Annotated in this window: 15 protein-coding genes; 7 read left to right on the top strand and 8 right to left on the bottom strand. The window is 54.7% G+C overall.

Annotation, left to right across the window (positions count from 1 at the left end; all coding sequences use genetic code 11):
• Window positions 1–128: 128 nt before the first annotated feature.
• Complete coding sequence (locus ABLV75_RS09075) at window positions 129–1,376, top strand: SulP family inorganic anion transporter (RefSeq protein ID WP_004103980.1); 1,248 nt, start codon at window positions 129–131, stop codon at window positions 1,374–1,376.
• Here the strand turns inward: ABLV75_RS09075 and mgtE are convergent.
• The 6 genes from mgtE to ABLV75_RS09045 all read right to left on the bottom strand — a co-directional run bounded on the left by mgtE (window position 1,339) and on the right by ABLV75_RS09045 (window position 8,724).
• Window positions 1,339–2,775: a magnesium transporter gene (gene mgtE, locus ABLV75_RS09070; protein WP_004103983.1), complete on the bottom strand. Its 1,437-nt coding sequence runs from the start codon at window positions 2,773–2,775 to the stop codon at window positions 1,339–1,341. The two genes, ABLV75_RS09075 and mgtE, sit on opposite strands and share 38 nt — an antisense overlap.
• A gap of 168 nt (window positions 2,776–2,943) precedes the next feature.
• Window positions 2,944–4,587 carry a multidrug ABC transporter permease/ATP-binding protein gene (locus ABLV75_RS09065; protein WP_049129130.1) on the bottom strand — a complete coding sequence of 548 codons (1,644 nt, stop codon included), beginning with the start codon at window positions 4,585–4,587 and terminating at the stop codon, window positions 2,944–2,946.
• Between the two features lie 76 nt (window positions 4,588–4,663).
• Window positions 4,664–5,314 (bottom strand): DNA oxidative demethylase AlkB, encoded by a 651-nt coding sequence (gene alkB / locus ABLV75_RS09060; protein ID WP_004103987.1) that lies wholly within the window; start codon window positions 5,312–5,314, stop codon window positions 4,664–4,666.
• Window positions 5,314–6,378 (bottom strand): bifunctional DNA-binding transcriptional regulator/O6-methylguanine-DNA methyltransferase Ada, encoded by a 1,065-nt coding sequence (gene ada, locus ABLV75_RS09055; RefSeq protein ID WP_265815817.1) that lies wholly within the window; start codon window positions 6,376–6,378, stop codon window positions 5,314–5,316. The genes alkB and ada overlap by 1 nt, the downstream gene beginning before the upstream one ends.
• A 72-nt stretch (window positions 6,379–6,450) precedes the next feature.
• On the bottom strand, window positions 6,451–7,503 hold the full coding sequence (gene apbE, locus ABLV75_RS09050) for an FAD:protein FMN transferase ApbE (RefSeq protein WP_004103991.1): 1,053 nt from the start codon (window positions 7,501–7,503) through the stop codon (window positions 6,451–6,453).
• A 102-nt stretch (window positions 7,504–7,605) separates the two neighbouring features.
• A complete protein-coding gene (locus ABLV75_RS09045) occupies window positions 7,606–8,724 on the bottom strand; it encodes an OmpK36 porin (RefSeq protein WP_032728567.1) in 1,119 nt (372 codons plus the stop codon).
• Window positions 8,725–9,495: 771 nt separating this feature from the next.
• Between ABLV75_RS09045 and rcsD the strand changes: the two genes are divergently transcribed.
• Together rcsD and rcsB are read left to right on the top strand one after the other, a co-directional pair.
• Window positions 9,496–12,156, top strand: coding sequence for a phosphotransferase RcsD (gene rcsD, locus ABLV75_RS09040; RefSeq protein WP_194308135.1), 2,661 nt, complete (start codon window positions 9,496–9,498; stop codon window positions 12,154–12,156).
• A 16-nt stretch (window positions 12,157–12,172) separates the two neighbouring features.
• Window positions 12,173–12,823, top strand: a complete 651-nt coding sequence (gene rcsB, locus ABLV75_RS09035; RefSeq protein ID WP_004103995.1) for a response regulator transcription factor RcsB — start codon at window positions 12,173–12,175, stop codon at window positions 12,821–12,823.
• A gap of 44 nt (window positions 12,824–12,867) precedes the next feature.
• Here rcsB and rcsC read toward each other — a convergent pair whose 3' ends face one another.
• Together rcsC and gyrA are read right to left on the bottom strand one after the other, a co-directional pair.
• Window positions 12,868–15,714 (bottom strand): two-component system sensor histidine kinase RcsC, encoded by a 2,847-nt coding sequence (gene rcsC / locus ABLV75_RS09030; protein WP_134883996.1) that lies wholly within the window; start codon window positions 15,712–15,714, stop codon window positions 12,868–12,870.
• 131 nt (window positions 15,715–15,845) lie between these two features.
• The gene (gene gyrA, locus ABLV75_RS09025; RefSeq protein WP_004103997.1) at window positions 15,846–18,479 is read right to left on the bottom strand and encodes a DNA topoisomerase (ATP-hydrolyzing) subunit A; all 2,634 of its coding nucleotides are present in this window, start codon (window positions 18,477–18,479) and stop codon (window positions 15,846–15,848) included.
• A gap of 184 nt (window positions 18,480–18,663) precedes the next feature.
• On the opposite strand from gyrA, the gene ubiG reads away from it, so the two are divergent.
• From ubiG to yfaE, 4 genes are all read left to right on the top strand, one after another.
• Window positions 18,664–19,392: a bifunctional 2-polyprenyl-6-hydroxyphenol methylase/3-demethylubiquinol 3-O-methyltransferase UbiG gene (gene ubiG / locus ABLV75_RS09020; RefSeq protein ID WP_004103998.1), complete on the top strand. Its 729-nt coding sequence runs from the start codon at window positions 18,664–18,666 to the stop codon at window positions 19,390–19,392.
• Between the two features lie 344 nt (window positions 19,393–19,736).
• Window positions 19,737–22,022, top strand: coding sequence for a class 1a ribonucleoside-diphosphate reductase subunit alpha (gene nrdA, locus ABLV75_RS09015; RefSeq protein ID WP_004104000.1), 2,286 nt, complete (start codon window positions 19,737–19,739; stop codon window positions 22,020–22,022).
• A gap of 100 nt (window positions 22,023–22,122) precedes the next feature.
• Complete coding sequence (gene nrdB / locus ABLV75_RS09010; RefSeq protein ID WP_004104001.1) at window positions 22,123–23,253, top strand: class Ia ribonucleoside-diphosphate reductase subunit beta; 1,131 nt, start codon at window positions 22,123–22,125, stop codon at window positions 23,251–23,253.
• Entirely contained in the window at window positions 23,253–23,507 is a 255-nt protein-coding gene (gene yfaE / locus ABLV75_RS09005) for a class I ribonucleotide reductase maintenance protein YfaE (RefSeq protein WP_004104002.1), read from the top strand. The genes nrdB and yfaE overlap by 1 nt, the downstream gene beginning before the upstream one ends.
• The last annotated feature ends 59 nt before the right edge of the window (window positions 23,508–23,566 follow it).

The raw sequence follows: 23,566 nt of genomic DNA, 5'->3' as shown, positions 1-23,566 counted from the left end.
TATCATAAATCACATTTTGTACTGGTATCAGAGGCGCTTCCGCGCTATTATCCTCGGTTTTGTGACCGACCGCACGTAACCAGCGACCGATCATGGCCCAAATTTTTTAAATTCTGCGAAATTTTTTTATGCCCCCTGTTTCTGATTCCGCTACCTCCAGCAACGCTGGCGCATTAGGCCAGATCCTGCGCTCGCCCGCGCTGCTGACGCGTGAAACGCTGGCGGGCGTACTCACCGCACTGGCGCTAATCCCCGAGGTCATCTCCTTCTCGGTTATCGCTGGCGTTGATCCGAAAGTCAGCCTGATTGCCTCCGTAGTGCTGTGCCTGGCGATGTCGGTTCTCGGCGGCAGACCAGCGATGGTCACCGCCGCCGCCGGTTCGGTAGCGCTGGTGATTGGTCCGATGGTGCATCAATATGGCGTCGGCTACATTCTCCCGGCGGTCATAATGGCCGGCGTTATTCAAATTTTGTTTGGCATTTGCGGCATGGCGCGCCTGATGCGCTTTATTCCGCAGCCGGTGATGACCGGTTTTGTTAACGCGCTGGGTATTCTCATCTTTTTTGCCCAGGTACCGCATTTCTGGAGCAAGCAGCCGCTGATTATCGGCCTGTTCGTGTTAACGCTGCTGATTGTGCTGTGGGCGCCGCGCTATATAAAGGCAATCCCTTCTCCGCTCATCGCTATCGTACTGCTGACGCTGTTTACCGTTTTCAGCGGCCAGCTGCTGCCGACCGTCGGCGATGAAGGCTCAATGAGCGGCGGACTACCGGGGTTAACCAGCCTGATAGTTCCTCTGAATTTAACCACGCTGCACATCATCTGGCCCTGCGCGCTGAGTATCGCTTTTGTCGGCCTGATGGAGTCGCTTCTGACGGCAAAGCTGGTGGATGATTTAACCCAAACGCCTTCCAGCAAAGCGCGCGAGAGCGCGGGTCTGGGCATCGCCAACATTCTCGCCGGGTTCTATGGCGGTATCGCCGGGTGCGCGATGATCGGCCAGACCATCGTTAATGTTGAAATGGGTAAAGCGCGCAGCCGCGTGTCGACCGTTGCCGCAGGCCTGGTGCTGCTCCTGCTGGTGACTGCCTTAAGCGAAGTGATGGCAAAAATCCCGATGGCCGTGCTCGCCGGGGTGATGGTGATTGTCGCGGTGAAGACCTTTAGCTGGCACAGTATTCGTCCGGCTGAGCTGGCGCGCAATCCGTGGCCGGAAACGCTGGTGATGCTGGTGACCGTCGGCGCAACCGTCGGCACCAGCAATCTGGCAATCGGCGTTCTGGCAGGGCTGATCTCAATGGCACTAATCCCCCGCCGTCTGCGGACTCAAGCGCAGGCTACATCAGAAAAAGCGTCGCCAGCCCAAGAAAAATAAAGAATCCGCCGGTGTCGGTAATCGCGGTAATCATTACGCTGGAGCCGACCGCCGGGTCGCGTCCCAGCTTGACCATAACCATTGGGATAATGACGCCCATCATTGCCGCCATCAGTAGATTGAGCATCATCGCCAACGTCATCACGCCGCCCAGTTGCGGATCGTCGTATAGCCACCAGGTGATAGCCCCCATGATCCCGCCCCAGACGATCCCATTGATCAGCGCAACGCCCATCTCGCGCAAGATCAGGAAGGTAAAACTTCCCGGCTGAATATGCTGTAACGCCATTGCCCGCACGATCATGGTGATCGTCTGGTTGCCCGTGTTGCCGCCAATCCCGGCGACAATCGGCATTAGCGACGCCAGCGCCACCAGTTGGGAAATAGTATGTTCGAAGCCATCGATCACGCGGGAAGCGATAAACGCGGTGCAAAGATTCACCGCCAGCCAGGCCCAGCGGGTCTTCACCGCTTTGCTCACCGGCGCAAACACGTCGTCATCGTTGCTCAGGCCGCCCATGCGGCGTAAATCGTTATCCGTCTCCTCATAGACCACGTCAACGATCTCATCAATGGTTAAACGTCCCATCAGCTTGCCGTCGGCATCAATCACCGCGGCGCTAAGTAAGTCATCACGTTCAAAGGTACGCGCCACTTTCTCCGCGTCTTCGTGCGGCTGGAAGGTCACCGGATCGCCTTCCATCACTTCCCCTACCCGCTTCTGCGCATCGTTAAGCAGAATGGTTTGCAGCTCGAGTTCGCCGAGCAGCAGCTTATTGCGGGTGGTCACAAACAGTTTATCGGTATTCTCCGGCATTTTACCCAGTCGCCGCAGATAGCGCTGCACCGCTGCGAGAGTCGCTTCCGGACGAACGGTAATGACCTCAAACTCCATGATCGCGCCGACGGTATTGTCGGCGTAGCGCATCATCTGGCGAATACGCGCGCGCTTATCCGCAGGCAGGGTGGCCAGTAAACGTCCGGTCAGATCGCGGGGCAAGTGCTGTAGCAGGTAAACCTGTTCATCGATATCGAGATTTTGCAGCGCGAACAGCAGATCGTGATCGCTCATCTCTTCGATGAGGTCGCCCCAGACGCTTTCCGACGCCTCCAGCAGCACTTTGCCGCGCTTGTCATCGGCGACCAGCCGCCAGAGCGCGTTGCGCGCATCATAGGGCAGCGCTTCGAGCGCATCGGCAAGATCCGGCGGCGGCAGGTGTGAAACCAGCATTTCCACTTCCGCCAGATCGTCGGCCAGGGTACTGTCATCGTAGCGTTCAGCGAGGGTTAATTTACCCAGCAGTGAAGATGTGACGGCTTTATCGGTGCTCAGGAGCCAAATGAGGCGGGCGCGCTCTTCATCGCGCAATCTGGCGCTTTTTTTGTGCAAAACGGACATCGGTCAGGCAATCCTTGTAAAAATATCTGTCAGACCAGCAGGCCGGAAGCCTTAAGCATAGCGCGAGGAGGCGGAAATAATAACCGCTATGAATTCGGTCGACGGAAAAAACAGCAGCCTGCAGATACCCCGGAGGTCGACTAACGCCTCCGGGACGGCGTAAACCGATCAGGCGGTACGGGCAACCGCATCGCGGGTCGCCAGTTCGCGCTCATTTCCGGTCAGCTCTGAGAGCTGGCCGCCGCGCATTTCCAGCAGCCTGTCGGCGTGCTGAAAGTAGTGATCGTCATGGCTGATGGCAAAGAGGGTTTTGCCCATCTCCTTCATCAGCGGCAGCAGCACCTGATAGAATTCGCGGCGGAAATGGGGGTCCTGATCTGCCGCCCATTCATCCAGCATGATGATATCTCTGTCTTCTGCTAACGCCAGCAGCAGCGCCACGCGCTTTTTCTGCCCTTTTGACAGCTTCAGGTCGAGAATTTTGCCATCGTCCAGCCGTAGCTTATGATTCATTTGCAGATAGCCCAGCCACTTCTCCACCAGCGCCGGATCCGCCGCCTTCCCTTCCGGTCCCAGCAGCCTGTCGAACAGCCAGACGTCGGTAAAGACCGCCGAGAAAAGCTTGCGGTAATCTTCCGGCTTATCCGCCGCCATCGGCTTCCCGTCAACCAGGATCTGTCCAGAAACCGGCTGATACAAACCGGTCAGCAGCATGGCCAGCGTCGATTTTCCGCTCCCGTTGCCGCCAATCAGGAATACCAGCTCGCCGCGCCTGAGAGTCAGATTAATCGGCCCGACCGCAAAGCTGTTGTCGGGATAATGGAAGGTAATATCGCGCAGCTCGAGCGTCTGCCAGTGGGGGTACACCTGCGCCTGCGGGAATTCAGCGCGGTAGGGCGCGAGCGAAAACTTATTCAGCTTATTGAATGCCACCTGAGCGCTGAGCAGAGTCGGCAGCGCGCCAACCGCAGAGAGCAGCGGCGTGCGCAGGAAGAGCAGCGTCAGCGAATAGGTGGCCGCCACCGCCGTATCGGCCCAGCCCAGGCTGTTAGCCATCCAGAAGACCAGGCCAATCGCGCCCAGCATCATAATATTCGACCAGTTGACCGCGCTCAGATGGAAGGTATCGGCGCGGACAATATGGTGGCGGTATTCGCGCGCGTCCGGGAGATAGAGCTGATTAAATACATATTCAGCGCGCTCGCGATTAAGGGTGAGCTCTTTGCGTCCTTCGAGAACCGTTTGATAATCGTGATACAGCTTATCTTCGGTTTCGCGCAGCGAGGCCATGTGCTTGTAGACCCGCGACACCAGCACAAATCCGCCCCAGATGGTTAACGCCAGCCACAGCGCGGTAACCAGCATCATTTTTCCTGACAGCCAGGCCAGATAAGCGGCGGAACCAAAGGTCAGAATAATCCCCTGTACCAGCTCCGGCAGACGCACGAAAGCAATGGTAATGTTGCGGATGTCGCTGGTTAACCCGGCCAGCAGCGACGCGCTGCCGATTTTCTCGATCTTCTCAATTTGCGTATCCAGAATGCGCTTAATAAATTCCCCGCGCAGGCGATAAACAAAATGGTGGCCGAGCGTAGTAAGCGCCAGTTGCGAGCCAAGGGTGACCGCCATCAGCAGCAATAATAGTCCCAGAAATTCCGGCAGTACCGTCAGGGAGGTATCGACGATAGTTATCAGGCGCAGGTTAATAAAGGCGATAAGCCCAATACCCAGCGCCGCGCTCAGCAGGCTCAGGGCAATGACGGAGATAAACGGCCAGCGGTACTGACGCCAGACAAGAAGAAGAAGTTCCATAACGCGTAATCCGGGCAAGCAAAAACAGCCAGCAGTTTAAACTGCTCGACGATGACAGCAAGAATAATTCTTATTTTTATTCTTTATTCCCTGCCAGGCGGAAAGTGAGATTGTAGCGACAGGAGCCGGTATCCGGATGAACACCCTCTTTTAGCGGCTGAATGCCGTGGTAAAACAGCCGTGATTCGCCGCCCCAGACCACCACATCGCCGTGCTCCAGCAGCACCCGCTGTAGCGGATCGCTACGCCGCAGGCCGCCAAACTGGAATATCGCCGGCAACCCCAGCGAGACGGAGACGATCGGCGCCCGCAGGTCGCGCTCGTCTTTATCCTGATGCAGCGACAGCTTTGTGCCGGGCTGATAGCGATTAATAAGACACGCATCCGGGGTAAAGTGCGCATAGCCGCCCGCCGCCGCCGCCTCTGAGGCCAGCTCGCGGAAAAGCGGCGGCATCTGCGGCCAGCGCTTTTCCGTCAGCGGATCGTCGCTGGCATAGAGATAGCCGCGCGCGTTCGTGGTCCAGCCCAGCTCGCCACAGTTAGTCATCGCCACCGACATCGTATAGCCGCCGGGGGTAACCATCTGACGAAAAGGCGAACGATGGGCAATATCGGTGATTGCCTGCAAAAGCGCTGGCGCGCGTTCACGGGCGTAGCGGCGCAAAATTATCGCCCCCGGAGCCAGTTGCTCCTGCCAGGGCGGCGTATCGGCAAAAAGATCGAGCATTATGTCTCCTCGTATTGCGCTTCTCGCGCCAGCAGCAGCGCCTTACGCGCCGTTCCCCAACGATAGCCGGATAGCGCCCCACCCTCGCGAACCACACGATGACACGGGATAACAAGCGCCAGCTTATTGGCGGCACAGGCGCTGGCCACCGCCCTCACCGCGCGGGGACGCCCCATACTTTGCGCCACCTGGCGATAGCTGCGGGTCTCCCCCGCCGGGATCTGGCGCAGCGCCTGCCAGACCTGAAGCTGGAAAGCCGTGCCGCGCAGATCCAGCGGCAAAGAAAACGGCTGGCGATGATCGTTAAGATGAGAAAAGACCTGCGCAACCCGCAGGCGAAAGACTTCATCGCCTGGATGCAGGCGCGCATTGGGGAACAGGCTGGCTAATTGATCATACAGCGAGCTGTCGTTATCTCCCGGTAGCACGGCACAGATTCCCCGTTCGCTCTCAGCCACCAGGCAGCGCCCCAGCGGCCCGTCGCCGCATACCCAGGTAATGTCCATATTCTCACCGCCGCGGCGAAACTGACGGCCGGTCATCCCCAGCGCGGCGTCAGCCTGCTGATAGTAGCTGCTATTATCCGGGAAACCGGCGGATAGCGCCGCGTCGGTAATTTTCGCCCCCTGCCCTAACGCTTCGCGTAAACGGCGAGCGCGCCAGGCCTGTTGCCAGGCTTTGGGGGTCATACCGGTCACGGATTTAAAGAGGCGGTGAAAATGAAAGGGGCTGACCGCAAGCTGGCGTGCCAGTGCTTCCAGCGTTATCGGCGTCTCCTGCTCCAGCAGACGGCAGGCGGCAGCGACTTTATCTACCTTCTGCTGCTGCGGATCGCTGTTTTCCGGCTGGCAGCGTTTGCACGGGCGAAAGCCTGCCGCCTGCGCGGTATCGACATCAGGATAGAAGCGAACATTTTCCCGCAGCGCGCGACGAGAGCGGCAGGACGGACGGCAGCAAACGCCGGTAGTCAGCACGGCAAAAACGAACTGACCATCGGCGCCGGTATCGCGTTCGCATACTGCCTGCCAGCGGCGCTCATCGGTATCAAACATTATCGGTTTCATCACGGACTCCTGCTGTAAGTGTAACTTCAGTCTGGGCCGAAGTCCGTTAGCAAAAACCCGAAATCTTGCGGTTTAATTTTTCTCGCCAACCAGGAAAGCGCGGAACTGCGGAGACATCCAGGTTTTAAACCCCTCCCCCTCTTTGACAATCATATAGACCGCCAGCCCCTGTTCACGCACCACCTCCTGCGCTTTTTCCGGCCCCAGTACCATCAGCCCGGTATCCCAGCCATCGGCTTCCAGCGCCGTCGGAGCGATAACGGTCACCGAAACCAGCTTGTGATCGATTGGTCGCCCGGTTTGCGGATCGATGACGTGCGAGATGCGCTTGCCGTCCAGCTCATAGTAGTTGCGATAGCTGCCCGAGGTACTGATACCGTGGCCGTTAATATCGACGATCGCCTGTACCGCATTTTCGCGATCGGTCGGTTTCTGGATCGCGACCCGCCACGGTTGACCTTCGGCATTCATACCCCGGCTCACCAGCGCCCCGCCCACCGAGACCAGGTAGCGCGAGATCCCCTCCTGTTCCATCAGGCGCGCCAGATGATCGGCAGCATAGCCTTCACCGACGGTGGAGAGATCGACGAACAGATCCGCAATGTCTTTTTGCAGATACTGCCCGTCGGCCCGGTTGATCACCGTCAGATGCTGTAAGCCGCTACGCGCTTTGGCATCGGCAATCTGCTGCGGATCCGGCGTTTTTACCGGCTGTTTGTCCGGGCCAAAGCCCCATAAATTGACCAGCGGCCCGACGGTAATATCCATAGCGCCGTGAGTTTTAGCGCCAATTCGCAGGGACATCGTCACGATATCCGCCATCGCCTCGCTGACCGGCCAGGGCGATGTCTCCGGCGAATGGTTAAAGCGCATCAACGCTGAATCGTTCTTCCAGGTGGAAAGCAGGCGATCGTCAGCATCCAGCTGAGCCTGAACTTTCTGACGCAGCGCCTCGGCCTTCGCCTGATCAAGGTCTATGACGCTGACCCGCCAGAATGTGCCCATGGTTTTACCGTCCAGTACGGTAGCGGCTGATTTTGGCGTCTGGGGAGAAGTGGCGGAATCACAACCTGAAAGTAATACCAGGGCCCCGAACAGGGCGGCGCGGAAAAATGTCATGTCCATAAAATTGGCTTCCTCTTGCTAAGGCCCAAAGAGTACACCAGCAAGGTTAAACCGGGCATAAAAAAAGGCGCCATCGGCGCCTTTTTTCAAACTTCAGCGTGCTTAGAACTGGTAAACCAGGCCCAGAGCAACAACGTCGTCGGTAGAGATACCGGCACGACGGGTGAACTCGTTGTCGTCCAGCAGGTTGATTTTATAGTCAACGTAGGTGGACATGTTTTTGTTGAAGTAGTAGGTCGCGCCTACATCAACATATTTCAGCAGATCCTGATCGCCGAAACCTTCGATGTCTTTACCTTTGGACTGCAGGTAAGCCACGGACGGACGCAGACCGAAGTCGAACTGGTACTGAGCAACCACTTCGAAGTTCTGCGCTTTGTTAGCAAAACCACTGATGGAGTCAGAATTACCGTTACCGCTGAAACGAGTGGCATTGTAAGTCTGGGTGTACTGAGTCGCCAGGTAGATGTTGTTGGCATCATATTTCAGACCGCCGGTGTAGGTTTCAGCGTTGTCACCACGACCTTTGGAGAGGTTATTCTGATCGCCATTACGTTTGGAGTGAGAGTACGCGAAACCAGCGCTGATACCGTCGTAGATATCATAGGTCAGGGAGGTGCCGTAACCGTCGCCATTCTGTTTCAGAGCGCCACGACCGTTGTTGGTCGGGGAAGTACCTTCACCGCTTACGCTGCCGTTTTTACCCTGATACTGCAGAGCAAAGTTCAGACCGTCAACCAGACCGAAGAAGTCGGAGTTACGGTAGGTCGCCACGCCGTTAGCGCGAGACTGCAGGAAGTTATCAGAACCGTAGGTGTCGCCGCCGAATTCCGGCAGAACGTCGGTCCAGGAAGTCACGTCGTATACTACGCCGTAATTACGACCGTAGTCGAAAGATCCCGCGTCGCCGAATTTCAGACCCGCAAATGCCAGACGAGTCCAGGATTGATCGCTGGAGCCTTCAACATTGTTTGCCTGAACGTTGTATTCCCACTGGCCGTAACCGGTCAGCTGGTCGTTGATCTGAGTTTCGCCTTTGATGCCCAGACGCATGTAGGTCTGGTCGCCATCGGAAGATTTGTCGTCAGAGAAATAGTGCAGACCGTCGATTTTACCGTACAGGTCTAATTTGTTGCCATCTTTGTTATAGACTTCAGCCGCATTCGCTGCGCCTGCTACCAGCAGAGCCGGTACCAGGAGGGACAGTACTTTAACTTTCATGTTATTAACCCTCTGTTTGTTATATGCCTTTTATTATTGCCACTGCTTACTGATTACCCTTCTAATCAGTCGGCTATTTCATTGTGCTGCAAAATGCAGAATAATCCAACAAGAATATGATACTAAAACTTCTAAGATGTTTCAAAATACCCACAAGATGTTTCAATTTGTAAATGCAAGGGAACTTTTTTTCTGCCACAAATGCGCAACTAAATAAGCACTAATAATCAAAAAATAAAAATTTTCAATTCCTGTCAATGAGTTACATGGTTACATCTCTATAGCACTGAATGGTAAAACAAAATTCTCGTCTGCGACTAAAATTAATCCCGCTATCATCATTAACTTTATTTATTACCGTCATTCAGTTCTGAATGTCTGTTTACCCCTATTTCAACCGGATGCCTCGCATCCGGTTTTTTTTACCCTTCTTTACACATCTTTAATTATTCCATGCTACTCGTGAAAAAAATAACGGTTATTAATCAAACAACTTACGTCTAAGCTCAACGCTATTTATATAATTTCTTGTTATTTAGTGCTATTTCCCTAAGACAATCCGTCAATAATTGTACAAAAACAACCGCGGTGTACATCTTCGCTCGCATTACTGGTTTAAGATAAATCTCAAGGCAAAAAAGTCATTGTAGGGTATTCAGATGTATGGATTTTGGACGTTAACCTTTATACTGTTCGTAGCATCTGCGCTGCCCCCGGTTAACTTGGTGCAACAGTCCGTTTACACACACTGATGAGTCGTACTCTCACACGATGACCCCGAAAAAATTTTCCCTGATACCCGGCAACATTACCCGCTTCTTTATTCTCATGGTCATCGTCCTGCTGGCGACGATGGGGGTCATGATCCAAAGCGCCGTTAACGCCTGGCTAAAAGATAAAAGCTACCAGGTTGTCGATGTCAGCTACGACTTGCATAAACGCATCGATACCTGGCGCTACGCCACCTGGCAAATCTATGACAACATCGCCGCAACCTCTGCCAGCTCAGCCTCCGAAACCGGGTTGCAGGAAACGCGTTTAAAGCAGGATGTTTACTATCTGGAGAAACCGCGGCGCAAAACCGAAGCGCTGATTTTTGGCTCTCATGACGGCTCAACGCTGGAAATGACGCAAAAAATCTCCAACTATCTCGATATCCTGTGGGGCGCCGAGACGATTCCGTGGTCAATGTATTATCTCAACGGCCTGGATAACAGCCTGATACTGGTTTCAACGCTGCCGTTAAAAGATCTCTCTTCCAGTTTCAAAGAATCGACGATAAGCAGCGTCGTTGAATCACGCCGGGCTGAGATGCTGCTGCAGGCCAATACCCTTGATGAACGCGAGACGTTTTCGTCGCTGCGCCACCTCGCCTGGCAAAACGGCTACTACTTCACCTTACGCACCACCTTTAACCAGCCCGGTCATCTGGCGACGGTAGTGGCCTTCGATCTGCCCATTAACGATCTCATTCCGCCGAGTATGTCTCTTGAGAGTTTCCGTCTGGAGCCCGATCCCTCGCAGAACGGAACCAGCAATCCGGATAAAGAAGCTGCTGACATCGTCAGCATTAACTTTAACGGCCCGCAGATTGAAATTATTACGACCATTAATACCACCGGTATGCGCCTGGTCTGGATGGTGCCCTTTAGCGAGCTGATTCTGGAATCGCTGCAAAATATTTTACTGCCGCTGTTGCTGAACATTGGTCTGCTGGCGCTGGCGCTGTTCGGATTTACCACCTTTCGTCACTACAGCGGACGTAAAAGCGTCGCGGGAACGGCTATCTCCTCGGCAGCCAATAGTGAACTACGCGCTCAGCGCGCCATTCACGAAGAGATCGTTTCCCTGCTGCCGCTCGGGCTGCTGGTGCACGATCTGGAGGCTAACCGTACGGTGATCAGCAATCCGATCGCCGATCATCTGCTGCCGCATCTGAACCTGCAAAACATCATTAATATGGCCGATCAGCATCAGGGCGTGATCCAGGCGACGGTGAACAATGAACTGTATGAAATCCGTCAGTTCCGCAGTCAGGTTTCGCCACGAACGCAAATTTTTATTATTCGCGATCAGGACCGTGAGGTGATGGTGAATAAGAAACTTAAGCAGGCCCAGCGTCTGTATGAGAAAAATCAGCAGGGCCGCACGGCGTTTATGCAGCATATCGGCGCGGCGCTCAGGCAGCCGGCGCAAACGCTGGCGGAAGAAGCCGCGGCGCTCGGCATGGCTGAAAGCCGCAGGCTGGCCCAGCATGCGGACGAACTGGTGCAGTTAGTAGATGAAATCGAGCTGGCAAACCTGCTGGAGAGCGATAGCTGGAAGAGCGCTCAGGGTCTATTCTCGATTCAGGAACTGATAGATGAAGTAGTGCCTGAAGTGCTACCTATCATCAAACGTAAGGGTCTACAGTTGCTGATTAACAACGCCTTGCCGGCCAATGAGCAACGCTACGGCGATCGCGACGCCCTGCGCCGTACGCTTTTACTGCTTATCCAGTATTCGGTTACCACCACGCCTATTGGCAAAATCACTCTGGAAGTGAGTAAAGATGAATCAGCGGACGATCGTCTGACCTTCCGTATTCTCGATACCGGCAACGGCGTTTCCGCAAACGAAATTGACAATATGCACTTTCCGTTCCTCAACGATACGCAGGCAGACCTCTACGGCAAGGCCAACGCCCTCACCTTCTGGCTCTGCGATCGCCTGACGCGCAAGCTCGGCGGGCAGCTCAATATCAAAGCACGCGAGTCGCTGGGTACCCGCTACTCCCTGCATTTAAAAATGGCCGCCAGCGCAGATGAGAGTGAGTCAGGGGAACATCTGCTGGATGACGTGGTGATATTGCTTGATGTGACCGCCAATGAAGTGCGCCGTATTGTGACTCGCCAGCTGGAGAGCTGGGGGGCCACCTGCATCACGCCGGATGACAGAATCACAAGTCAACAATATGATCTCTTTTTAACGGATAATCCGTCTAATCTTACTGCTTCGGGCTTGCTTTTAAGCGATGATGAAGCCCGGGTTCATAAGATTGGTCCTGGTCAGCTCCGCGTAAACTTTAATATCAGCGCTGCGCTGCAGGAAGCTATCCTGCAATTGATTGAGCAGCAGCTTGCAGAGGAAGAGGAGCAGCCTTCCTCTGCCGGTAGCGAAAGTAACGCCGAACTGCATGCCAGCGGCTATTACACGCTGTTTGCTGACACGGTACCAGATGATGTTAAGAGGCTGTATAATGAACGGGCAACGGGCGATTTCGCCGCGCTGGCGCAGACCGCTCACCGCCTCAAAGGGGCGTTTGCTATGCTAAATCTGGTACCCGGCAAGCAGTTATGTGAAACGCTTGAGCATCTGATTCGAGAAAAAGATGCGCAAGGCATAGAAAAATATATCAGCGACATTGACGACTACGTCAAGAGCTTGCTGTAGCAAGGTAGCCTAATACATGAACAATATGAACGTAATTATTGCCGATGACCATCCGATCGTACTGTTCGGTATTCGTAAGTCACTTGAACAAATTGAGTGGGTGAACGTTGTCGGCGAGTTTGAAGACTCCACCGCATTAATCAACAATCTGCCAAAACTGGACGCACATGTCCTGATTACCGATTTATCCATGCCCGGTGATAAATACGGCGATGGCATTACGCTTATCAAATACATCAAGCGTCATTTCCCGGATCTGTCAATCATTGTACTGACGATGAATAACAACCCGGCGATCCTTAGCGCGGTTCTGGATCTGGACATAGAAGGGATTGTCCTGAAACAGGGGGCACCAACCGACCTGCCTAAAGCGCTGGCCGCGCTGCAAAAAGGCAAAAAATTCACTCCGGAGAGCGTTTCGCGCCTGCTGGAAAAAATCAGCGCTGGCGGTTACGGCGACAAACGTTTGTCGCCGAAAGAGAGTGAAGTGCTGCGCCTGTTCGCCGAAGGCTTCCTGGTCACCGAGATAGCCAAAAAGCTCAACCGCAGCATCAAAACCATCAGTAGCCAGAAAAAATCGGCGATGATGAAGCTCGGCGTGGAAAACGACATCGCCCTGCTGAACTACCTCTCTTCCGTTTCCCTGAGCTCCACCGACAAAGACTAAGCTCTTTTCTTCCCGGATAGCGCGGCGTTATCCGGGAAGCTTCTCTACTCCCTTCCCTTACGTACCCGCGTAGCGTAGAGCGTTAACGTCTGCTTAATGATATCCAGCGTGACCGGCTTAGAAAGACAGCTGTCCATACCGGATTCCAGGCAGCGCTGCTTCTCTTCCGCCAGCGCGTTGGCAGTGACGCCAATCACCGGCAGCGTGAGCCCCAGCTGGCGAATACGCTGAGTCAGGCGATAGCCGTCCATGTTCGGCATGTTGACGTCGCTGAGCACGATATCAATATGCTGTTTGCTCAGGACATTCAGCGCATCGACCCCATCATTTGCCGTCACGCACTGATAGCCCAGCGAGCCAAGCTGATCGGCCAACAGGCGGCGGTTGATCGGATGATCGTCAACCACCAGAATCATCATGTCATCATTGCTGGCGTTTTGCGCATCCGCGGCAGCTAGCGCAGGGCCGTTATCCGCACTGGCTACGGCAATATGGAAGATGCGTCCCAGCAGCGGCAGGAGCTCGTGCGGCGTGGCGACGCTATGCAGCCACTCGCCGGGTGCCCGCTCTTGCGGAATACCGATATGCCGACGAGAGAAGATCACCATCGCGCAGCCAGCCCAGGCTTCATACGTCTCGCTATCGGTTAACAGAATATCTTCCGCTCCCGGCGTTTGCCCTTCAAAACGACGGACAGGAACGCCGTGGAAGGTCAGCAACTGCTCGACGAACACCGCCAGCGAGCTGTTATCAATCGCCAGCCAGCAGCATTTTTCAGCCAGGCCATCAATATTCAGCGGCGGCGTATTTTGCACGCCATAAAGCGGGATACGAATAGTGAATCGACTGCCCATACCCGGTTCGGTTTCGACGGCAATATCGCCATCCATCATGCTGATAAGCTTTTCACAAATCGCCAGGCCGAGCCCGGTTCCCTGGAAGTTGCGCTGCACGCCGGTACCGACCTGGAAGAACGGATCAAACAGGCGTAGCACCTCTTTCGCCGGGATCCCTTCGCCGGTGTCGCGTACGCTGATGCGCAGATAATCATCCGCCCGCTCTACGTGCAGGACAATACAGCCGGTATCGGTAAACTTAATCGCATTACTCAACAGGTTTGAAATAACCTGCTGCAGGCGCATCGGATCGCCGGACATCAGTTGCGGAACGTCTGGCTCAATAAAGCAGTACAGCCCAAGATGTTTACGCACCACCAGCGGCAGATAGTTGGCGGAGATATGGTTCATTACCTCACGTGGCGAAAACTCCCGCGGCTCAATTTTAAGCTGCTCGGACTCAATTTTAGAGAAATCGAGAATATCGCTAATGATTTTCAGCAGCAGGCTGGAAGAGTTGTTCATCGCTGTCACCAGACGATCGACGCCCTTCGGTAGCTCCTTGGTCTGCAAGAGATCGAGGTTGCCGATAATCCCGTACAGCGGCGTACGCAGTTCGTGGCTGACGGTGGCGAGGAACATCGATTTCGACTGGCTGGCCTGCTCGGCGGCCTGGGCCATCTCCTGCAGAGACTCTTCCATTTTGACGCGCGCCGATACGTCCACCAGTACGCAGATCGCCACGTTCTCGTTGCGATAGCGCGAATGGACAAAGCTGATTTGCAGGTTGGTATTATTGCTGGTCAGCACATCGACAAAGTTTACCTGCTGGCCGCAGATAATTTGCGTCAGCCGCTGCCGGTCCTCATGAGTTAACATGTTGAGATAGTTATGCGCCAGCTCGTTACTCAGGATATTGGTGCCGTCGAGGGTACGTAAAATACAGATCCCCACCGGCGCGGAGGCAACGATTTTGCGGTTGAACTGCTCATGCTCTTCCAGGCGCTGGGCATCATTTTCGGCCGGAATAAAAATCCGTCGTTCATACATTCGGGCGAGGGCGAAAAGGAGCGCGCCGGTGAGCAGATTGAGTACCACCGCGTTCAGTATCAGCATCCGAATGCGTTCCAGCACCTGATCTACCGGCACCGAATAGACAATACTTAAGGATGACGGCGGCAGGCTTTTTTTCATCGCCAGCTCGCGAAAACCCGCGGTATAGCCAAACCACAGACGCTCCTGCATCCACTTCGCGTCCGGTTTGATATTGCTATTCGATCCGGCAAGTGAAATCAGCGACTGTCCATTATCGTCAAGGATCGTCACGTTCATCGGCAAACTGCCCGGGGTAAAGAAACTTTCCATACGGATGGTTTGCTCTACGCCAAGCATCGCCTGCAGACGATTCGCCACATAGATGGGCGTGAGCGCATAGAAATAGCCAACGCCCGGGCGCACGCCCTGGCTTATCCAGAACAGATTATTGCCGCGCTCGTTTTGCGGCGCGTCGCGATACTGCTCAATGCGCTGATGCAGTACTTTAAGCGCCTGGTCCCGCTCCAGCGGGATATCACGCAGGCCGAAGTTGGCCATGCACAGATTGTCGCTACCAATCAAAAAAATACGATTGAGGTCGTAGGCCGTGGAGAAATTGTCGCGCCAGTAGCGCATAAACCACGCCAATGACTGCAGCGAATTACGCCAGGTGGAACTCATCAGCGCACAGTCGGAATCCGGATAGAGCGGTTCAAAATCAGGAATTGAAATATTGCCGCGCTGAGCCGGCGTATCGCCGCCTTCGCCGCCATCTATCGGCCGATTACCGGCAACATATTTCAGCTCCTTAATCACGTCGGCCGTACGCTGTATATAGCGCTGCGCCTGATCGGCATTGAGGTTAAATTCCTGGCGAATTTCCGATTCCCGATCGTGCAAAGCGTTGACGATGTAAAACACCGAAACAAAAGCGACCAGCACCCACAGCAGTACCGCCAGCGCTCTGAACAGATAGCGTGAAACTTTTAACGTGTTATGGAAAGAAGCTAGATATTTCAATGTGGCGATGCTCGGCCGTCAGGGGCTCAACAGAATGGCGTTAAGGTAACGATAAAACTACGGTCCCGCAACGGGAAAACAAAAAGGGCCGGGGATGAGCCCGACCCTTTCAGAACAATTACCGCAGAGAATTACTCTTCATCTTCGGCGATGTCATCGTCAGTGTCCGCTTCCGGCGCGATATCTTCATCGCCTTCCGCCGCGCTGCCGTCGATGGCATCCAGCTCTTCGTCATCAACCGGCTCAGCAACGCGCTGCAGACCGACCACATTTTCATCTTCCGCGGTACGAATCAGGATCACACCCTGAGTGTTACGGCCGACAATGCTCACCTCGGAAACGCGGGTTCGTACCAGCGTGCCCGCATCGGTGATCATCATAATCTGGTCGCAGTCATCAACTTGCACCGCACCCACCACGGAACCGTTGCGCTCGGTCACTTTGATTGAGATTACGCCCTGGGTCGCACGCGACTTGGTTGGATACTCTTCAGCCGCGGTACGTTTACCGTAGCCATTCTGCGTAACGGTCAGGATGGCCCCTTCACCGCGCGGAATGATCAACGAGACCACTTTATCTTCGCCGGCCAGCTTGATGCCGCGTACGCCGGTAGCGGTACGGCCCATTGCGCGGACGGCGTCCTCTTTAAAGCGCACCACTTTACCGGCGGCGGAGAACAGCATAACTTCGTCCTGACCGGAGGTCAGATCGACGCCAATCAGCTCGTCGCCTTCGTTGAGGTTAACCGCGATAATACCGGCAGAACGCGGACGGCTGAATTCGGTCAGCGCCGTTTTCTTCACGGTACCGCTGGCGGTAGCCATAAAGACGTTCACGCCCTCTTCGTACTCACGTACCGGCAGAATCGCGGTGATACGTTCGTTGGCTTCGAGCGGCAGCAGGTTGACGATCGGACGCCCGCGCGCGCCGCGGCTGGCTTCCGGCAGCTGATAAACCTTCATCCAGTAGAGACGCCCGCGGCTGGAGAAGCAGAGGATCGTGTCGTGGGTGTTGGCCACCAGCAGGCGGTCGATAAAGTCTTCTTCTTTTATACGCGCCGCAGATTTACCTTTACCGCCACGACGCTGTGCTTCGTAATCGGTTAACGGCTGGTACTTCACGTAGCCCTGATGCGAAAGGGTCACGACAACATCTTCCTGGTTGATCAGGTCTTCGATGTTGATATCCGCGCTGTTAGCGGTGATCTCGGTACGACGCGCGTCGCCGAACTGTTCACGGACCAGCTCCAGCTCTTCACGGATAACTTCCATCAGGCGATCGGCGCTGCCCAGAATGTGCAGCAGTTCCGCAATCTGTTCCAGCAGCTCTTTATATTCATCGAGCAGTTTTTCATGCTCAAGACCGGTCAGTTTCTGCAAACGCAGATCCAGAATCGCCTGCGCCTGCTGTTCGGTCAGGTAGTACTGACCGTCGCGTACGCCGAACTCAGGCTCCAGCCATTCCGGACGAGCGGCGTCATCGCCTGCGCGTTCCAGCATAGCGGAAACGTTGCCCAGATCCCATGAACGCGCGATTAATGCTGCTTTCGCTTCCGCCGGAGTCGGCGCGCGGCGAATCAGTTCGATAATCGGATCGATGTTGGCCAGGGCAATCGCCAGCGCTTCGAGGATATGCGCGCGATCGCGGGCTTTACGCAGTTCAAAAATAGTACGACGGGTCACCACTTCGCGGCGGTGGCGCACGAACGCGGCAATAATTTCTTTCAGGTTCATGATCTTCGGCTGACCATGGTGCAGGGCAACCATGTTGATACCGAAGGAGACCTGGAGCTGAGTCTGCGAATAGAGGTTGTTAAGCACCACCTCACCCACCGCATCGCGCTTCACTTCAATCACGATGCGCATGCCATCTTTATCAGACTCGTCGCGCAGCGCGCTGATGCCTTCAACGCGTTTGTCTTTGACCAGCTCGGCGATTTTCTCAATCAGGCGCGCTTTGTTCACCTGATACGGAATTTCATGCACGATGATGGTTTCGCGGCCGGTCTTCGCGTCAGCTTCCACTTCCGCGCGAGCGCGAATGTACACTTTTCCGCGACCCGTACGATAGGCCTCTTCAATGCCGCGGCGACCGTTGATGATCGCAGCGGTCGGGAAGTCCGGGCCGGGAATATGTTCCATCAGCCCTTCAATGCTGATGTCTTCGTTTTCAACGTAGGCCAGACAGCCGTTGATCACTTCGGTCAGGTTGTGCGGCGGAATATTAGTCGCCATACCTACCGCGATACCGGACGAACCGTTGACTAGCAGGTTCGGGATTTTGGTCGGCATAACGTCAGGGATTTTCTCCGTGCCGTCATAGTTATCGACGAAATCCACCGTCTCTTTTTCGAGGTCGGCCATCAGTTCATGGGCGATCTTCGACATACGGATTTCCGTATAACGCATCGCTGCGGCGGAGTCGCCGTCGACCGAACCAAAGTTACCCTGGCCATCTACCAGCATGTAACGCAGGGAGAATGGCTGCGCCATACGTACAATGGTGTCGTATACGGCAGTATCACCATGAGGGTGGTATTTACCGATGACGTCACCCACGACACGGGCAGATTTTTTATAGGCTTTGTTCCAGTCATTGCCCAATACGTTCATGGCGTATAGTACGCGACGGTGTACCGGCTTCAGGCCATCTCGGACATCCGGCAGCGCACGGCCAACAATGACCGACATCGCATAATCCAGATAGGAGCTCTTCAGCTCTTCCTCAATGTTGACCGGTGTAATTTCTCTCGCAAGGTCGCTCATCTAACCGCTATCCCTCTACTGTATCCCGGATTCAAAGGTCGCAAATTATAACACAGCCGCGGTGATACGGGTAAACCTATACCCAATGATTTTCGCGCTGTAACAGGGACAGGGATAGACGGTTTATTCATCGCGGAGGCCTGATATACTTGTCGGTCTGAACTGAACAGGAGTAATAGCGCCCATGAATGCCGAAAAAACGTCGGTGGCCCACAATGTTGATCATAATGAAATCGCTAAATTTGAAGCCGTCGCATCGCGCTGGTGGGATTTAGAGGGCGAATTCAAACCGTTACATCGCATTAATCCCTTGCGTCTTGGCTATATTGCGGAGCGCTCAGGCGGCCTGTTTGGTAAGAAAGTGCTGGATGTCGGCTGCGGCGGCGGCATCCTGGCAGAAAGCATGGCGCGGGAAGGCGCTACGGTCACCGGTCTGGATATGGGGTTTGAACCGCTTCAGGTCGCGAAACTGCATGCTCTGGAGACCGGTATTCAGGTCGACTATGTCCAGGAAACCGTGGAAGAACACGCGGCGAAGCACGCCGGGGAGTACGATGTCGTCACCTGCATGGAGATGCTGGAGCACGTGCCGGACCCGCAGTCGGTCGTTCACGCCTGCGCGCGTCTGGTCAAGCCTGGCGGCCAAGTATTCTTCTCTACCATTAACCGTAACGGTAAAGCCTGGCTGATGGCGGTTGTCGGCGCCGAGTACATCATGAAGATGGTGCCGAAGGGAACCCACGATGTGAAGAAATTCATTAAACCAGCGGAGCTGCTCGGCTGGGTGGATGAGACAATTCTGAAAGAGCAGCACATTACCGGTCTTCATTACAATCCGCTGACCAATACCTTCAAGCTGGCGCCGGGGGTGGATGTTAACTATATGTTGCATACAACGGCGAAAAAAGCATAACGTCAGCAGTATTTCCTATGATGATTGCGCGGCATCAAGCCGCGTGATTATTTCTTCCGATGAAGAAATCAGCACTCGATCAAATTTTCATTTTTTTTTCAGATTTATTGACATCTTCTCCAGGCCTTATGGGGCGTGGATTTCGCGATTATTACCCTTCCGCAACCTCAATTTAACGTCAAAATCAACTCTTGTACTCAAAAGAATCCTTACTAGAATACTCACCATATAGCGTTTCTTTTATCGACCACCCCCTACATATAGTATTTATCCACAGAGTTAGTCACAACGGCGATCTGTGGATAAGTGGGGGATATTTTCTTTCACGGACAGGTATAAACCACATGAATCAGAGTCTGCTGGTGACAAAGCGCGACGGTAGCACCGAGCGCATCAATCTCGACAAAATCCACCGCGTGCTGGATTGGGCGGCAGAAGGGCTGAATAACGTATCCATCTCCCAGGTAGAACTGCGTTCCCACATTCAGTTCTATGACGGCATTAAAACCGCCGATATTCACGAAACCATTATCAAAGCCGCTGCGGATCTGATCTCCCGCGACGCGCCGGACTACCAGTATCTCGCCGCTCGTCTGGCGATTTTCCACCTGCGCAAAAAAGCCTACGGCCAGTTTGAGCCGCCAGCGCTGTTCGACCACGTGTCGAAAATGGTGAAAAACGGCAAATACGATACTCATCTGCTGGAAGACTACACGGAAGAAGAGTTCAAGCAGATGGATTCGTTCATCGAGCACGATCGCGATATGACCTTCTCCTACGCTGCGGTTAAGCAGCTCGAAGGCAAATATCTGGTACAGAACCGCGTCACCGGTGAGATCTACGAAAGCGCCCAGTTCCTGTACATTCTGGTGGCCGCCTGCCTGTTCTCCAACTATCCGCGCGAGACGCGTCTGGACTATATCAAGCGTTTCTATGACGCGGTGTCGACGTTTAAAATCTCGCTGCCGACGCCGATTATGTCCGGCGTGCGTACCCCGACCCGTCAGTTCAGCTCCTGTGTGCTGATCGAGTGCGGTGATAGCCTGGATTCTATTAACGCGACCTCCAGCGCGATTGTTAAATACGTTTCTCAGCGCGCCGGTATCGGCATCAATGCCGGCCGCATCCGCGCGCTGGGTAGCCCGATTCGCGGCGGTGAAGCTTTCCACACCGGCTGTATTCCGTTCTATAAGCACTTCCAGACCGCAGTGAAATCCTGCTCGCAGGGCGGCGTCCGCGGCGGTGCTGCCACCCTCTTCTACCCGATGTGGCATCTGGAAGTCGAAAGCCTGCTGGTGCTGAAAAACAACCGCGGTACCGACGCCAACCGCGTTCGTCATATGGACTACGGCGTACAGATCAACAAGCTGATGTACACTCGCCTGCTGAAAGGCGGAGACATCACCCTGTTCAGCCCGTCCGACGTTCCGGGCCTGTACGATGCGTTCTTCGCCGACCAGGACGAGTTCGAGCGCCTGTATACCCAATACGAGCAGGACGACAGCATCCGCAAGCAGCGCATTAAAGCCGTAGAGCTGTTCTCGCTGATGATGCAGGAGCGTGCCTCCACCGGTCGTATCTACATCCAGAACGTGGACCACTGCAACACCCACAGCCCATTTGACCCGGTTGTCGCGCCGGTGCGCCAGTCCAACCTGTGCCTGGAAATCGCCCTGCCGACCAAGCCGCTGGAAGATGTAAACGACGAGAACGGTGAAATTGCGCTGTGCACCCTGTCCGCTTTCAACCTCGGGGTTATCGATAGCCTGGATGAGCTGGAAGAGCTGGCGGTGCTGGCCGTTCGCGCGCTGGATGCCCTGCTGGATTACCAGGACTACCCGATCCCGGCGGCCAAACGCGGCGCGATGGGCCGTCGTACGCTGGGTATTGGCGTGATTAACTTTGCCTACTATCTGGCGAAGCACGGTAAACGCTACTCCGACGGCAGCGCTAACAACCTGACGCATAAAACGTTCGAAGCGATTCAGTACTATCTGCTGAAAGCTTCTAACGAGCTGGCGATCGAACAAGGCGCGTGCCCGTGGTTTAACGAAACCACCTATGCAAAAGGCATTCTGCCGATCGATACCTACAAGAAAGACCTGGATGCTATCGTCAGCGAATCTCTGCACTACGATTGGGAGCGGCTTCGCGAGTCGATCAAAACGCACGGCCTGCGTAACTCCACGCTCTCCGCGCTGATGCCGTCCGAGACCTCTTCGCAGATCTCCAACGCCACCAACGGCATTGAACCGCCGCGCGGTCACGTCAGCATCAAAGCGTCAAAAGACGGTATCCTGCGCCAGGTGGTGCCGGATTACGAAAAACTGCAGAACGGCTACGAGCTGCTGTGGGAAATGCCGAACAACGACGGTTATTTACAGCTGGTCGGTATTATGCAGAAGTTTATCGACCAGTCGATTTCCGCCAATACCAACTACGACCCGACGCGCTTCCCGTCAGGCAAAGTGCCGATGCAGCAGTTGCTGAAAGACTTGCTCAATGCCTATAAGTTCGGCGTCAAAACGCTGTACTATCACAACACTCGCGATGGCGCGGAAGATGCCCAGGATGACCTGGCGCCGTCTATTCAGGACGACGGCTGCGAAAGCGGCGCATGTAAGATCTAAGTTTTTTGCCGGGCGGCGCGATGCTGGCCCGGCCTAAGGTTTTGTAGGCCCGGCAAACTCACTGCCGCCGGGCGATACAATCTCAACAGGACTCACTTCAATGGCATATACCACTTTTTCTCAGACTAAAAACGATCAGCTGCTTGAGCCGATGTTTTTTGGTCAGCCGGTGAACGTCGCCCGCTACGATCAGCAAAAATATGACATCTTCGAAAAGCTGATTGAAAAACAGCTCTCTTTCTTCTGGCGTCCGGAAGAAGTTGACGTTTCCCGCGACCGTATCGACTACCAGGCGCTGCCGGAACACGAAAAACACATTTTTATCAGCAACCTGAAATATCAGACGCTGCTGGACTCGATCCAGGGACGCAGCCCGAACGTTGCCCTGCTGCCGCTGATTTCCATTCCTGAGCTGGAAACATGGGTTGAAACCTGGGCGTTCTCGGAGACCATCCACTCGCGCTCCTACACCCATATCATCCGCAATATCGTTAACGATCCGGCGATGGTATTTGACGATATCGTCACCAACGAGCAGATCCAAAAACGCGCGGAAGGCATTTCCAGCTATTACGATGAATTGATTGAGCTGACCAGCTACTGGCATCTGCTGGGCGAAGGCACCCACAGCGTGAACGGTAAAACCATTACCGTGAACCTGCGCGAGCTGAAGAAGAAACTGTACCTGTGTCTGATGAGCGTGAACGCGCTGGAAGCCATCCGTTTTTACGTCAGCTTCGCCTGCTCTTTCGCCTTTGCCGAGCGCAAGCTGATGGAAGGTAACGCCAAGATTATCCGTCTGATCGCCCGTGACGAAGCGCTGCACCTGACCGGCACTCAGCACATGCTGAATCTGCTGCGCTCCGGCGTTGACGATCCGGAAATGGCGGAAATCGCCGAAGAGTGCAAGCAGGAGTGCTACGACCTGTTCGTGCTGGCGGCACAGCAGGAGAAAGAGTGGGCGGATTATCTGTTCCGCGACGGTTCGATGATCGGCCTGAACAAAGATATTCTTTGCCAGTACGTTGAGTACATTACTAACATCCGCATGCAGGCGGTAGGTCTCGATCTACCGTTCCAGACCCGCTCCAACCCGATCCCGTGGATCAACACCTGGCTGGTGTCCGATAACGTGCAGGTCGCGCCGCAGGAAGTGGAAGTCAGCTCTTATCTGGTCGGGCAGATCGATTCCGAAGTCGACGCTGACGATCTGAGCAACTTCCAGCTCTGATGAAACGCATTTTCTTGAAGATTTCTGACACTCGCCTTGAGTGTCAGGATGAACATCCCTCCCTGCTGGCGGCCCTGGAATCGCACAATATCGACGTGGAGTATCAGTGCCGCGAAGGATACTGCGGATCGTGTCGTCTGCGGCTGGTTTCCGGTCAGGTTGACTGGCTCACCGAGCCGCTGGCGTTTGTCCAGCCGGGAGAGATTTTGCCCTGCTGCTGCCGGGCAAAAGGCGATATCGAAATTGAGATGTAAGTTTTGTCGGGCGGCATAACGCTTATGCGCCCGACAAAACTGCCGTTCACAGGCCGGGT

Source organism: Klebsiella sp. CN_Kp066 (assembly GCF_040065135.1).
In the GTDB taxonomy this organism is placed as follows: domain Bacteria; phylum Pseudomonadota; class Gammaproteobacteria; order Enterobacterales; family Enterobacteriaceae; genus Klebsiella; species Klebsiella oxytoca.
The sequence above is the reverse complement of the archived record's forward strand: the minus strand, read 5'-3'. Positions and strand labels throughout refer to the sequence as shown.

Excerpts from the sequence above, each read along its gene's own strand:
- ABLV75_RS09075 (WP_004103980.1), top strand. The coding sequence starts at position 129 with ATGCCCCCTGTTTCTGATTCCGCTACCTCCAGCAACGCTGGCGCATTA.
- mgtE (WP_004103983.1), bottom strand. The coding sequence starts at position 2,775 with ATGTCCGTTTTGCACAAAAAAAGCGCCAGATTGCGCGATGAAGAGCGC.
- rcsD (WP_194308135.1), top strand. The coding sequence starts at position 9,496 with ATGACCCCGAAAAAATTTTCCCTGATACCCGGCAACATTACCCGCTTC.
- apbE (WP_004103991.1), bottom strand. The coding sequence starts at position 7,503 with ATGGACATGACATTTTTCCGCGCCGCCCTGTTCGGGGCCCTGGTATTA.
- alkB (WP_004103987.1), bottom strand. The coding sequence starts at position 5,314 with ATGCTCGATCTTTTTGCCGATACGCCGCCCTGGCAGGAGCAACTGGCT.
- gyrA (WP_004103997.1), bottom strand. The coding sequence starts at position 18,479 with ATGAGCGACCTTGCGAGAGAAATTACACCGGTCAACATTGAGGAAGAG.
- ada (WP_265815817.1), bottom strand. The coding sequence starts at position 6,378 with ATGAAACCGATAATGTTTGATACCGATGAGCGCCGCTGGCAGGCAGTA.
- nrdB (WP_004104001.1), top strand. The coding sequence starts at position 22,123 with ATGGCATATACCACTTTTTCTCAGACTAAAAACGATCAGCTGCTTGAG.
- ABLV75_RS09065 (WP_049129130.1), bottom strand. The coding sequence starts at position 4,587 with ATGGAACTTCTTCTTCTTGTCTGGCGTCAGTACCGCTGGCCGTTTATC.
- ubiG (WP_004103998.1), top strand. The coding sequence starts at position 18,664 with ATGAATGCCGAAAAAACGTCGGTGGCCCACAATGTTGATCATAATGAA.
- ABLV75_RS09045 (WP_032728567.1), bottom strand. The coding sequence starts at position 8,724 with ATGAAAGTTAAAGTACTGTCCCTCCTGGTACCGGCTCTGCTGGTAGCA.
- nrdA (WP_004104000.1), top strand. The coding sequence starts at position 19,737 with ATGAATCAGAGTCTGCTGGTGACAAAGCGCGACGGTAGCACCGAGCGC.
- yfaE (WP_004104002.1), top strand. The coding sequence starts at position 23,253 with ATGAAACGCATTTTCTTGAAGATTTCTGACACTCGCCTTGAGTGTCAG.
- rcsB (WP_004103995.1), top strand. The coding sequence starts at position 12,173 with ATGAACAATATGAACGTAATTATTGCCGATGACCATCCGATCGTACTG.